The 11,735-nt window shown below is 68.7% G+C and carries 11 protein-coding genes and 1 pseudogene; 4 read left to right on the top strand and 8 right to left on the bottom strand.

The annotated features are described in order from the left end of the window. Positions 1-6 precede the first annotated feature (6 nt). Positions 7-3,213, bottom strand: coding sequence for an acetyl-CoA carboxylase family protein (locus tag AC5Y7V_RS09435; protein ID WP_499879782.1), 3,207 nt, complete (start codon positions 3,211-3,213; stop codon positions 7-9). Continuing rightward, entirely contained in the window at positions 3,210-4,745 is a 1,536-nt protein-coding gene (locus tag AC5Y7V_RS09440; RefSeq protein WP_499879783.1) for a class I adenylate-forming enzyme family protein, read from the bottom strand. Before AC5Y7V_RS09440 ends, AC5Y7V_RS09435 begins: the two co-directional genes overlap by 4 nt. Before the next feature lie 38 nt (positions 4,746-4,783). Here AC5Y7V_RS09440 and AC5Y7V_RS09445 point away from each other — a divergent pair, with 38 nt between their 5' ends. Further along, positions 4,784-5,617 carry a thioesterase family protein gene (locus tag AC5Y7V_RS09445; RefSeq protein ID WP_499879784.1) on the top strand — a complete coding sequence of 278 codons (834 nt, stop codon included), beginning with the start codon at positions 4,784-4,786 and terminating at the stop codon, positions 5,615-5,617. A gap of 1 nt (position 5,618) precedes the next feature. Here AC5Y7V_RS09445 and AC5Y7V_RS09450 read toward each other — a convergent pair whose 3' ends face one another. Genes AC5Y7V_RS09450 through dapB form a run of 3 tightly spaced genes read right to left on the bottom strand, consistent with a single transcriptional unit; the run spans position 5,619 to position 7,263 of the window. After that, positions 5,619-6,074, bottom strand: coding sequence for a flavodoxin family protein (locus tag AC5Y7V_RS09450; RefSeq protein ID WP_499879785.1), 456 nt, complete (start codon positions 6,072-6,074; stop codon positions 5,619-5,621). Continuing rightward, positions 6,071-6,529: a tetratricopeptide repeat protein gene (locus AC5Y7V_RS09455; RefSeq protein ID WP_499879786.1), complete on the bottom strand. Its 459-nt coding sequence runs from the start codon at positions 6,527-6,529 to the stop codon at positions 6,071-6,073. The genes AC5Y7V_RS09450 and AC5Y7V_RS09455 overlap by 4 nt, the downstream gene beginning before the upstream one ends. Continuing rightward, positions 6,526-7,263, bottom strand: a complete 738-nt coding sequence (gene dapB / locus AC5Y7V_RS09460; RefSeq protein WP_499879787.1) for a 4-hydroxy-tetrahydrodipicolinate reductase — start codon at positions 7,261-7,263, stop codon at positions 6,526-6,528. The genes AC5Y7V_RS09455 and dapB overlap by 4 nt, the downstream gene beginning before the upstream one ends. 168 nt (positions 7,264-7,431) lie before the next feature. On the opposite strand from dapB, the gene AC5Y7V_RS09465 reads away from it, so the two are divergent. Continuing rightward, a complete protein-coding gene (locus AC5Y7V_RS09465) occupies positions 7,432-7,776 on the top strand; it encodes a DUF732 domain-containing protein (protein ID WP_499879788.1) in 345 nt (114 codons plus the stop codon). 182 nt (positions 7,777-7,958) lie between these two features. Here the strand turns inward: AC5Y7V_RS09465 and AC5Y7V_RS09470 are convergent, their stop codons facing one another. Continuing rightward, the gene (locus AC5Y7V_RS09470; protein WP_499879789.1) at positions 7,959-8,762 is read right to left on the bottom strand and encodes a hypothetical protein; all 804 of its coding nucleotides are present in this window, start codon (positions 8,760-8,762) and stop codon (positions 7,959-7,961) included. 71 nt (positions 8,763-8,833) lie between these two features. Here AC5Y7V_RS09470 and AC5Y7V_RS09475 point away from each other — a divergent pair. Then, positions 8,834-8,979: pseudogene (locus AC5Y7V_RS09475) on the top strand (HNH endonuclease signature motif containing protein); the annotation flags it as partial. 5 nt (positions 8,980-8,984) lie between these two features. Here the strand turns inward: AC5Y7V_RS09475 and AC5Y7V_RS09480 are convergent. Together AC5Y7V_RS09480 and AC5Y7V_RS09485 are read right to left on the bottom strand one after the other, a co-directional pair. Further along, positions 8,985-10,064 carry an NAD(P)H-dependent amine dehydrogenase family protein gene (locus tag AC5Y7V_RS09480; RefSeq protein WP_499879790.1) on the bottom strand — a complete coding sequence of 360 codons (1,080 nt, stop codon included), beginning with the start codon at positions 10,062-10,064 and terminating at the stop codon, positions 8,985-8,987. Beyond that, positions 10,061-11,050, bottom strand: coding sequence for an aromatic ring-hydroxylating dioxygenase subunit alpha (locus AC5Y7V_RS09485; RefSeq protein WP_499879791.1), 990 nt, complete (start codon positions 11,048-11,050; stop codon positions 10,061-10,063). Before AC5Y7V_RS09485 ends, AC5Y7V_RS09480 begins: the two co-directional genes overlap by 4 nt. Positions 11,051-11,153: 103 nt before the next feature. Between AC5Y7V_RS09485 and AC5Y7V_RS09490 the strand changes: the two genes are divergently transcribed. Beyond that, positions 11,154-11,729, top strand: coding sequence for a TetR/AcrR family transcriptional regulator (locus tag AC5Y7V_RS09490; protein ID WP_499880162.1), 576 nt, complete (start codon positions 11,154-11,156; stop codon positions 11,727-11,729). Positions 11,730-11,735 lie beyond the last annotated feature (6 nt).

Here is an 11,735-nt window from a genome sequence, read left to right on the forward strand (position 1 = left end):
GACCAGTCAGCCTCCCGGCAGCCTGGTGATCCAGGCCCGGGAGTCTGCCGGGTCGATGACGTCGTCGAGCTCGAACGTGGTGGCCGACCGCAGCGCCTTGCCGTGTTGGTAGGCCGCCGCGACGAGCTTGTCGAACAGCTGCTGTCGCTGTAGCGGGTCCGGCTGGGCCGCCAGCTCCTTGCTGAACCCGAGCCGCACGGCCCCTTCCAGCCCCATGCCGCCGATCTCGCCGGTCGGCCAGGCCACGGTGAACTGCGGCGCGCGGAAGGAACCACCGGCCATCGCCATCGCGCCCAGCCCATATCCCTTGCGCAGGATGATCATTCCCAGCGGCACGGTCAATCGGGCGCCCAGCACGAACATCCGGCCGAAGCGGCGCACCGCGGCTTCCTTTTCCGCGTCCGGCCCGACCATGAATCCGGGGGTGTCGCACAGCGAGATCACCGGCAGCCGAAACGACTCGCACAGCGCGAGAAAGTCGCCGGCCTTGTCGGCCGCCTCCGCGTCGATCGCGCCGCCGAGGTGGTGCGTGCTGTTGGCGATCAGCCCGTAAGCCACCCCCTCGACGCGCACCAGCGCGGTAACGATCCCGACGCCGTAGTCGGGACGCAATTCCAGCACGGAGCCCACGTCGACCATCGACTCGATCGCGCGGTGCACGTCGTAGGCGCGTAATCGGTTCTCCGGGACCACATGTCGGGCCAGCCGTGGATCCGGCACCGCCCAGTCCTGGTTGCGGCCCTGGAAATACGACAGATACTGCCTGGCCAGCGACACGGCGTGCGCCTCGTCGCGGGCGACCACGCTGACCACGCCGTTGTGCCGCTGCACGTCGATCGGCCCGATCGCCTCCGGCGGATACACCCCGAGGCCGCCGCCCTCGATCATGGCCGGGCCGCCCATCCCGATGTTGGCGTCGGGGGTCGCGATGATCACGTCGCACACCCCGGCCAGCGCGGCGTTGCCGGCGAAACAGCGGCCGGAGACGACCGACACCAGCGGCACCCGCCCGCTCAGCGCGGCCAGCATCCGAAAGGTCGGCACGTCGAGGCCTGCACGGCCGCCGACGTCGGTGTCGCCGGGCCGGCCCCCGCCGCCCTCGGCAAACAGCACCACCGGCAGGAGTTTTCGGGTGGCCAGCTCGAAGACGCGGTCGGTCTTGGCGTGATTGCGCATGCCCTGCGTCCCGGCGAGCACCGTGTAGTCGTAGGACACGACGACGGCCTCGGCGCCCCCGATCCTCGCCAGTCCGGCGACGAGCCCGTCGGCCGGGGTGTTGGCGATCAGGTCCTCCTCGGAGCGCCGGCTGCGCTGGGCCGCGATGGCCAGCGCCCCGTATTCGACGAAGCTGCCCGCGTCGACCAGGTCGGCGATGTTCTCCCGGGCGGTGCGCCGTCCGCGCGCGTGCCGCTTGGCGACGGCCGCCTCCCGGCCCTCGTCTCGGGTGACCAGGTGCCGGTGGTTGACCTCGTCGAGGTCGGCCCGTGACCGGTCGAGATCGAGTGCGGCCGAGGATGATTCGCTGCCGGCCACGGCGTCAGTCCGGGTGAAGACCAGCAGCGGATCGCCGGTTCCGACGACCTGGCCCGGCGCCACCAGGTTCCGGACCGTCCGCAGCGCGTCGGGCGCGGCGAGCACGTGCTGCATCTTCATCGCCTCGAGGACGACGAGTGGGGCGCCGGCGCCGAACGCCGCGCCCTCCGCGGCGACCTCGACGACCGTGCCGGCCAGTTGGGCGCGCAGCGCCTCCTCGCCGGGGTAGAGCTCGACCGGCGCGGCCCGGACGTCCTGCTGATGGGACAGCGCGTTGGCGGCCAGTTCGGGAAGCCTCTCGTCGAGGAAGTTCGTCGTCACCCAGCCGGACTGGATCCCACTGTCGCTCAGCAGCTCTCGCAGGAGCCCGATGTTGGTGCGCACGCCCTCGACGCCGAACTCGCCCAGGGCGGTGCGGGCCTTGCGCACCGCCGCCGGCCACGACGTTCCGCGCACGTGGGTGATGACCTTGGCCAGCAGCGAGTCGTAGCGCGGGCTGGTGACCAGGCCCGCCCGGCCGTAGGTGTCGACGCGCACCCCGGGGCCGCTCGGCGGCGAGAACACCGTCAACGTGCCCGCCGCGGGCATCACCGAGCCGTCGGCGCCGAATGTCTCCATGTTGACCCGCGCCTGGATCGCGATGCCGCGGCGGGCGGCCGGCTCGCCGATCACTTCGCTTCCGTCCGAGGCGATTCCGGCCGGGAGGCCGAGTTCGTAGTACGACGCACCGCCGGCGATGGCCAGCTGGACGGCCACCAGGTCCACCCCGGTGGTTTCCTCGGTGACCGGGTGCTCGACCTGGATGCGCGGGTTGACCTCGAGGAAGACGAACTGGTCACCGGCGACCAGGAATTCGACGGTGGCGACCCCGCGCAGGCCCACCCGGGCGCACAACCGGGCCGCGGCCTGGTGCAGGGAGCGCCGTAGTGCGTCCGAAAGCCCTTGGGCGGGCGCGATTTCGAGCAGCTTCTGGTAGCGCCGCTGGACGCTGCAGTCGCGGTCCCCGAGGGCCAGCGCGCGCGTCTGGTGCCCGGCCGCCGCACCCACGACCTGTACCTCGATGTGCCGCGCGCCGTCGAGGACCGCCTCGGCGAACAGCGCGGGATTCCCGAAGCCGAGTTGCGCCTCCGCGCCGCACTGTTGGTAGGCGTGCTCGATCTCGTCGGCGCTACGTACCTTCCGCATCCCGCGGCCCCCGCCGCCGGCGAGGGCCTTGATCATGACGGCGCCGTCCCGCTCGGCGAAGAACGCCTTGACGTCCTCGACGCTGCTGGGCCCGTCGGTCGCGGGCAGCACCGGCACGCCCGCGGCGATCGCGGCGGCGCGGGCCGACGACTTGTCGCCGACCAGCTCGAGCACGTCGGCGTCCGGGCCGACGAACGCGTATCCGGCGGCCGCGCAGGCGCGCGCGAATTCGGCGTTCTCGGAAAGGAACCCGTAACCCGGGTGGATCAGCTCGGCGCCGGACTCCTTGGCCGCCGCGAGCAATTCGGCCTGATTCAGGTAGGCCGCCGGCCCGGCGCCCGGCAGGCCTATCGCTTCGTCGGCCGCGTGCACGTGCGGGCTCTCGGCGTCGTCTTCGGCGTAGACGGCTACCGTCCGGATGCCCAGTTCCGTTGCCGTGCGGATGATCCGAAGGGCGATCTCGCCACGGTTGGCGATCAGCAGGGCCGCGCTCATCGGAGCGGGTCGCCCCAATCCACCTCGCCGCGCAGCTTGCCCTTGAGCAGTTTGCCGCCGGCGTTGCGGGGCAGCGCTTCGGTCACCACGGTAACGTATTGCGGGATCTTGTAGTCGGCCAACCGGCCGCGGCAGTGGTCGAGCACGGCGCGCACGTCGATCTTGCCCTCGCCGGCGAAGAGGACGGCGCCGACCTTTTCGCCCATGATGTCGTCGGGCACCGCCAGCACGCAGGCGTCGGCGACATTGGGGGCCGACAACAGCGCCGCCTCGACCTCGACGCTGGACACGTTCTCGCCGCCCCGGTTGATGATGTCCTTGAGCCGATCGACGATGTGCACCCGGCCCGCGTCGTCGACGCGAACGACGTCGCCGGTGTGCAGCCAGCCATCCGCGAACGTGCCCCTGTTGGCCTCCGGCCGATTCCAGTAGCCCGCGGTGACATTGGCGCCGCGCGTGACCAGCTCGCCGACGCCGGGCTCGTCGCCGCCGAACGGGACCAGGCCGAGGTCCACCGAGGGCACGGCGTACCCCACGGAGTCGGCGTGCTCGACGGCGTCGCGGTCCGGGAGGACGGTCATCAGCGACGCGGTCTCGGTCATGCCGTACCCGTTGAACACGGTGGCTTGGGGGAACGCCTCCTTCACCGCTGCAACCAACGAGGGCGCGATGGGTGCGCCCCCGTAGCCGACCCAGCGCACACCGGACACGTCGGCGTCGGCAAAGGCCTTGTGCCGCAACATGAGGGCGTAGATCGCCGGCACGGTGACCATGACGGAGATGCGTTCGGCGGCCAGCGTCGCGATCAATTCGTCGAGGTTGAGCGCGGGCATGATCACCGACGCGCCCCCGAGCCGGGCCGCGGCCAAAAGCTGTGAGTTGCAGCCGGTTACATGGAACAGCGGCACCGAGATGAGCGTGCGCATTCCCTCGCCGAGGTCTCGCGGCTGGTCGAGGCAGCGGATCGCGTTCTCGGTGTTGGTGACGAACGCCTCGTGGGTGGTCGGCACGCCCTTCGGGTGGCCGGTGGTGCCCGAGGTGTAGAACAGCGCGGCAACGTCCGTATGGCCGAGCCCGTGGGTCACGTAGGGGTCGCCGTCGGGCAGCGGCGCGTCCGGCGCGAGGTCCACCCGGGCGCCCGAGTCGGACAGGACGAACTCGACCTCGGGTTGCGCCGAGCGCGTATTGACCGCGACCACAACGCCACCGGCCATCACGGTGCCCCAGAACGCAAGCACCCAATCGATGCCGGCCGGGTAGCGCACGGCGACGCGATCGCCCGGGCTCAGGCCGTCGGCCCGCAGGCCGCCGGCCACCCGCGCCGCGCGGTCCCACAGCTGCCGGTAGGTCAATCGGCCGGCGCCGAGTTCGACGACGGCCTCACTGTTCGGGCGGTTGTCGACCTGCTCGGCGAGCATGTCCAGCAGGGTGGCGGGCAGGCGTTCGTAGCGCGGGACACCGTCGGCGCCGCGGGACACGCCGGTCGTCGGGAATGGGTTGTGCGTGCGCGGAATTTCGATCACTGGAGGCATGCCCGGTCCCTGTATCCTCCTGCCCTATCGTGATAGCGGTGACGATCGAGGATTCCGCCATCATGCCCGAGGCGTTCTTCGCTGTCGATGGCGACTCCTATCTGCCGAGCCCGCTGGCGCGGGGACCGTGGGGTGCGGCGCTGGGCGGTCAAAACGTCGGCGGCCTGCTGGCGTTCGGAATCGAGCAATCCGGCATTGATCCCGAGCTTCAGCCCGCGCGCTTCACGGTCGACCTGCTGCGCCCGGTTTTGCCCGAACCGGTGCGGATCGAGACGTCGGTGCAGCGGGAAGGCCGGCGCATCAAACTCGTCGACGCTGCGCTGGTGCAGGACGGGCGGATCGTCGCGCGGGCCAGCGGGCTGTTCCTGCGACGAGGCGAGCATCCCGAGGGTCAGGTGTGGTCCGGGCCGGTCGAGATGCCGCCGCTGCCGGCCGACGCCGACGGCTTCCCTACCGACATGCCGTTTCTGATCTGGGGATACGGGGCCACGTCCTCGGGCAGCCCCGGCATCGCGGCGGGCGAGTGGGAACAGGCGCATTCCCAGAAGTTCGCGTGGACGCGGCTGTTTCGTCCGATGGTGCGCGGCTACCCGCTCACGCCGTTCACCCGCCTGGGGTTCGTCGGCGACATCACGAGCTCGCTCACCCATTGGGGCACCGGCGGTTTGCGCTATATCAACGCCGACTACACCGTCACGGCGAGTCGCCTGCCGGACGGCGAGTTCCTCGGGTTGGCGGCCCAAAGCCATTACGGCACCGCGGGTGTGGCCACCGGGACCGCCGTTCTGTTCGACCGGCACGGCCCGATCGGCTCCAGCACGGCGCTGGCGCTGGCGCAACCCGCGGACGCGTTCCAGCCGAGCTATCAGTAGCTCACCCCATCAGCTGGGCGGCCACCGTCGCGCCCAGTTCCCAGCACGATTCCAGGTCGGCCTTGCTGGGTTTGCCCGAAACCACCACGTTTTCAGCCACTTTCGTCCAACCTAATCCGGTCGTGATCGCCTCGATGCCCCGCTCGGCGCCCTCGGTGCCCTCGTTGCCGTGCAGGTACACGCCGAACGGTCGGCCGCGCGTCGCGTCGAGGCACGGGTAATAGCACACGTCGAACGCGTGCTTGAGCGCGCCGCTCATGTAGCCCAGATTGGCCGGGGTTCCGAGCAGGTAGCCGTCGGCCTCGAGCATGTCGGCGGGCGCGAGGGTCAGCGCGGGCCGCCGGATGACCTCGACGCCTTCGATCTCGGGGTCGGTGGCGCCGGAGAGCACCGCCTCGAACATCTCGTGGGTGTGCGGGGACGGCGTGTGGTGCACGATCAGCAACGTCTTGCTCATCGGCCGGCCTGCAGCTCGACCGCGGTCTTCATGGCCTCCCGCGCGCGGCGGCGGTCGCCCGCGTAGTCGTAGGCCCGGGCCAGCCGGTACCAGCGCCGCCAATCGTCGGGATCGGCCTCGACCTCGGTGCGCACCGTGGCGAACAGGGCGTCGGCCGCGTGCAGCTCGATGCGGCCGGATGGCCGCCGCGGCAGCGCGCCGGTGTCGAGTTCCATTCCGTCCGCGGCGATCAGGCGGGCGAGCCGCTGATGGGCGAACCCGGCGCGCAGCGTGGCGATCATCGCCCACAGCCCGATGACCGGCATGATCAGCAGCGCCGCGCCCAGTCCCACGGCGGCCGCCCGGCCCGACCCGATCATCGCGAAGGCCAGACGGCCCAGCAGCACGAAGTACACCAGCATCGCCACGCACAAGAACGCGATGAGCAGCTGCATGTACAGCGTGCGTGCGGTCATGTGAGGTTCAGCAGGGGCTCGAGGCCCACCGTGAGGCCGGGGCGTTCCTTGATCCGCCGCACGGCCAGCAGCACGCCCGGGACGAACGACGTGCGGTCCAGGCTGTCGTGCCGGATGGTCAGCGTCTCCCCCTCGGTGCCGAACAGGATCTCCTGATGGGCGACCAGCCCGGCCAGCCGCACGGAATGCACCGGTATGCCTTCGACGTCGGCGCCGCGCGCCCCGGGCAGGCCGGTACTGGTGGCATCGGGGTTAGGCGGCAAGCCCTTTCGGGCCTCGGCGATCAGTTTCGCGGTGCGAGCCGCGGTGCCCGACGGGGCGTCGGCCTTGTGCGGGTGGTGCAGCTCGATGACCTCGGCCGAGTCGAAGAAGGGCGCGGCCTGCTTGGCGAAATGCATCGACAGCACGGCCCCGATCGCGAAGTTCGGCGCGATCAGCACCGACGTGCCAGGCTTGTCGGCCAGCCACGAGTGCACTTGGTCGAGGCGCTCCTGGGTGAAGCCCGTGGTCCCGACCACGGCGTGAATTCCGTTGCCGATCAGGAACTCTAGGTTGCCCATCACCACGTCGGGGTGGGTGAAGTCGATGACCACCTCGGTGTCGCCGTCGGTCAGCAGGCTCAGCGGATCACCCTCGTCCACCTCCGCGGACAGGACCAGATCCTCGGCGGCCTGCACGGCCGCCACCATCGTCGACCCCACTTTGCCCTTCGCCCCCAGCACGCCTACCCGCATGGCCTTCACCCTAGACTCCGGGTTCGGCCGGATCGACCGCGTGCGGTGTTCGGCATTTGGACATGCCGATGTCATTGAATCGTCGCCGATCCGCTAGCGCGTTTCTGGAAATTGCTCCAAGATAATTGAGCATTCGATCGGTTCGCTTCAAGCAAAGGAGACGGAACTATGGCGGCTCGGCGGCGGTCTGGCCGATTCATGGGCCTGGCGGTAATCAGCAGCCCACTTCTTGTCGCCGGTGTCGTCTGCGCCAGTCCGGCTCAGGCCGACCCGATCTCCTACCTCAACGACCTGCACAACGCCGGGATCCAGGACTTCGCCGGCGGCGACCCGGCGCTGCTGGTGACGGGTCAGAGATTGTGCCAGCAATTGTCGTACGGCGTTCCGCCCGCGCAACTGCAGGCCATGGCGTTGCAGAAATCCGACACCGACCTGGGCCCCAATGGGCTGAGCCCCGCCCAGGCGGACCTCCTCGTTTATTGGGCCCAGCGCGATCTGTGCCCGAGCTCCTGACATTTCGTCCGGAAATGGCTCTATCCACAGTCGGAAATGATCCACAGCAGGGGCCCTCGGTAGTGGCCGTGGCCGGTCCGCGGCATAGCACCCGAACACCGGTTCGGTTCCTGTCCCGGCCGACCTTCACCGCCGCGCTGGAAGCGCCGCATGCGGCCACGGAGAGGTGAATCTTCCTGTTTCTAGGGCAGTGAACCTTCGGTATCTATCCGTGGCGATAGTTCTTGCGCGGAATCCGAAGGTTGCGATGGTTCTCCTTTGGTGGCCGGCCGCGCTACAGCGACGGCCGGTGGCGCGTCTTCGAGGCGGTCGTCTTCGCTTTCGCCAGCGGCTTGGGGTTGGGCAACGATGAGGAACCATGTCAGGGTCACCCGCGTCCACAGGTAGCAGTAGAGGAACGCGATGAGGGCGGCCGTCAGGCACATTGCGACACCGATAGCGCCGCGTGCCTCCGATGAAATTCCATTCGTTGCGGTCGGTGAGCCGAGCATCGGTGCCAGCGTGCGCCCGAGTGCGCCGAGCGCAGGTCGGATATTGGCTATCTGCACCAGCGAGACACCTACGAGGATCTTGGTCAGCCAGTCCGAAATTTGCTCCAAGTTGGTATTGGCAAGGTAGCGCGTGTACGTCCCGTTGGCCTGTAAATTTGGCGCTTGCAGCGCACGCGGTATGCCGAAGATAAATCCCAAGACAGCCCCCACAGCGCCGGCGGCCGTTGTGATGATGGCGGCTGCAAATCCGATGGTGAAGCGCTCGCCGACACCGGAACCCAGGGATAAGCCCAGGGCAACGCAGGCCGCCGCATAGAAGGCGACGAACAAAAGAGCGTACTCAAACAACAGAGAGGCAAAACCGCGCGGACTCTCTGGCGGGGCGTCACCGCGAATAGTCGTTGCCATCCGGCCAAAAGGTCTGGACAACCGCCAACGTAATCCGCCGTCGCTCTTGTTGTCCGGCTTTGCGCCGGTAAATGAGTCGTCGCTCATGGCAATATCAAACCGGATGTCAAGCCTCGTTACCACGAAATTCACCGAGGTGCATGACTTGCAACCAGAAGCTCGTCAAAAGCGGGTGGCGGACGAGGACACTTCCCAACGGCGGCACCGAGTGGATCCCGCCGCCGCAGCTGGACCGCGGTGCGCGCACCAACGACATCACCACCCGGAGCGCCTCTTCGATGACGACGATGACGAGGCCCCTTGACCCGTTTACTTCTTGAACCGCCCCGCGAACCCGCGCAGCGGCAGGTCGGCGCTGGTGATCAGCCCCGGGCGCGCCGCCACCACCGACTTGATCGCGTAGAGCGCGGGCATGCCGGTCACGGTCATGCCGATCGAGGCGAAGTTGTCCGGATTGGACAGGTCCACGCCGGGCCTGGGAAAGATCATGTGCTTGTTGTAGACGCACGGGTCGCCCTTGATCTGAGTGATGTAGCAGCCCTTGATGTTCCAGCTCGGGTCGGTGTGCGGGGTCATCTGCCACTCCAGGTGCGTCTCGACGCGGGGCACCCCGTCCACCATGCCCTGGTACTTGAGGTAGTTGCCGCCCAGCGAGCCCTTGGGCAGCGTGTACCAGCCCAGGTCCACGTCCTTGGTGCAGGCGCCCAGCTCGTAGCTGAACTTCACCTCGTCGAGGGTCACGTCGAAGCAGTCGGCCATCATCAGCACGCTGTCGGCGAAGACGCGGGTGTACTTCTCCAGCTTCGACGGGATCTCGGGATCGTCGACCGGCTGGCCGTAGCCCACCTCGAGCCAGGTGTCCTTGGAGTGGTGACACGACACGTCGACGGACTCGATGGTGGTGACGTTCTCGATCTCGGCCACGTCGGCCGAGCACACCACGCCCAGGATCTGGTTCAGGCCCGGGTTCATGCCGGTGCCGTAGAACGTCGCGCCGCCCTTTTCGCAGGCTTCGGCCAGCAGCCGGGTCACCGGCTTGCCCGACGGGTGCGGGTGGTTGGTGTCGCGGTGCCAGCCGGTGATCCAGTCGGCGGTGGTGACGATATTGATGCCCGCCTCAAGCACTTTGACGTAGAGGTCCTCGTCGGGGAATACGCCGTGAAACGTCAGCACGTCCGGTTTGGCGGCGATGATCTCCTCGACGGTGCCGGTGGCCGTCACGCCGTTGGGCGCGATGCCCGCGAGCTCGCCGGCATCGCGCCCGATTTTCTCCGGCGAATAGCAGTGCAGGCCAATGAGTTCCAGGTCCGGCTCCCCGGCGATCCGCCTGATCATCTCGGAACCGACGTTTCCGGTGGCCACCTGGAAGACGCGGATCGGTGCATTCATTTGGCGTAGCCTTCCTGATAGAACTGCTTGGCCCACTTGCGGATCGCGGTGAAGCCCGCGTATTCGTCGGGGGCCAGCGCGGGCGGGTCGGAGTAGCGCTGGTGCCGCCAGATCTCGATGTCCTGCTCGAACTGCCGGATCACTTCCCGGCCGAAATCGGTCGCCCTGAGCTCGGCGCGCGCCGGATCCTTGCCCGGGGTGCGCCCGATGTAGACCATGAACCGGACGTCGGAGGTGGATTCGTCGACGGGGGTGACGGCCGAGATGGTGCGGTTGTCGACCATCCCCCAGCTCTTGGTCACCGCGACGCCCAAACCGCCGTTGATGGCCTCGACGCCGCTGTTGACGTCCTCGATCCGCTGGCCGTCGTCGCCCTCGAAGGTGATCGTGAAGTCGACGAAGGACACCGCGTCGGCGAAGTCGTGGCGGGTGAACACCGGCACGATCGGCGTGTTGTGGACGAACTTGAAATGCGCGAAATCCACACCGTTTTCGAGCACGTACTGCGGGTGCAGCTCCAGACCCTGGCGATACAACCGCTGCTGTGGGTAGTAGTCGTCGGCACCGCGGCCGTCGTCGAACGAGGCGAACACGTCGGGCGCGTCGAAGAAGGGCTCGCGGCGCTCGACGTCGTGCCAGATGTAGACCGACTGGTTGCGCTCCACCACGGGATAGGCGCGGATCCGCCTGCCGCGGTTCGGCCGATCCTGGTAAGGGATGCAGACGTTGCGCCCCTCGGCGCTCCACTGCCAGCCGTGGAACGGACACTGCAGCACCTCGCCGACGACCTTGCCGCCGTAACCGAGGTGCGCGCCGAGGTGCTCGCAGTACGCGTTCATCACGGTGAGCGCGCCGGACTCGGCGCGCCAGGCGACCATCTCCTGGTCGAAGTACTTCATCGTGTGCACATCGCCGACGGCGATCTCGTCGGACCAGGCGACCTGGAACCATCCGGTCGGCTTCATCGACAGTGGCGGCTTAGCCATAGAATAATCGTACCCTCTATGAAAATGCTAGGCTAGACGGGTGACCGAAAGCCAGGTCGCCGGGCGGCGCCCGAACCGGCGCGGCAGCGCGACGCGCGAGAGCATGCTCGAGGCGGCGCTGAAGTCGCTGGCCTCGGGCGAGCCGGGGTCGGTGTCGGCCAATCGAATCGCCAAGGACATCGGCGCCACCTGGGGTGCGGTGCAGTACCAGTTCGGCGACACCGACGGCTTCTGGGCCGCCGTGCTGCACCGCACCGCCGAGCGGCGCGCCGCCACTTTCTCGGCCCCGGTGCAACCCGACGCCCCGCTGCGGGAGCGCGTCGGCGCCATCATTGACACGCTGTATCGCGGCCTGGCGTCGGCGGATTCGCGCGCCATCGAAAACCTGCGGGCCGTGCTCCCCCGTGATCCCCGCGAGCTGGAACGCCTCTACCCGCGCACGGCCGCCGAACTGTTCTCGTGGGGCAAGAGCTGGCTCGAGACGTGCCAGAACGCCTTCGCCGGCCTGGACGTCGACCCGGACCGGGTGCGCGAGGTTGCCGCGCTGATCCCCGGCGCGATGCGCGGCCTGGTGTCGGAGCGCCAGCTCGGCTCGTACGCGGACCTCGACATGGCCCGGCGGGGCCTGACCAACGCCCTGGCCGCCTACCTGGAGCGACGGCCTAGCCTCGACCCTTAGCCTGGA

This window comes from Mycobacterium sp. NGS34 (genome assembly GCF_059812845.1).

Bases quoted from the DNA above. Each gene is read 5' to 3' on its own strand.
- AC5Y7V_RS09435 (WP_499879782.1), bottom strand. From the start codon at position 3,213: ATGAGCGCGGCCCTGCTGATCGCCAACCGTGGCGAGATCGCCCTTCGG.
- AC5Y7V_RS09440 (WP_499879783.1), bottom strand. From the start codon at position 4,745: ATGCCTCCAGTGATCGAAATTCCGCGCACGCACAACCCATTCCCGACG.
- AC5Y7V_RS09450 (WP_499879785.1), bottom strand. From the start codon at position 6,074: ATGAGCAAGACGTTGCTGATCGTGCACCACACGCCGTCCCCGCACACC.
- AC5Y7V_RS09455 (WP_499879786.1), bottom strand. From the start codon at position 6,529: ATGACCGCACGCACGCTGTACATGCAGCTGCTCATCGCGTTCTTGTGC.
- dapB (WP_499879787.1), bottom strand. From the start codon at position 7,263: ATGCGGGTAGGCGTGCTGGGGGCGAAGGGCAAAGTGGGGTCGACGATG.
- AC5Y7V_RS09465 (WP_499879788.1), top strand. From the start codon at position 7,432: ATGGCGGCTCGGCGGCGGTCTGGCCGATTCATGGGCCTGGCGGTAATC.
- AC5Y7V_RS09470 (WP_499879789.1), bottom strand. From the start codon at position 8,762: ATGAGCGACGACTCATTTACCGGCGCAAAGCCGGACAACAAGAGCGAC.
- AC5Y7V_RS09480 (WP_499879790.1), bottom strand. From the start codon at position 10,064: ATGAATGCACCGATCCGCGTCTTCCAGGTGGCCACCGGAAACGTCGGT.
- AC5Y7V_RS09485 (WP_499879791.1), bottom strand. From the start codon at position 11,050: ATGGCTAAGCCGCCACTGTCGATGAAGCCGACCGGATGGTTCCAGGTC.
- AC5Y7V_RS09490 (WP_499880162.1), top strand. From the start codon at position 11,154: ATGCTCGAGGCGGCGCTGAAGTCGCTGGCCTCGGGCGAGCCGGGGTCG.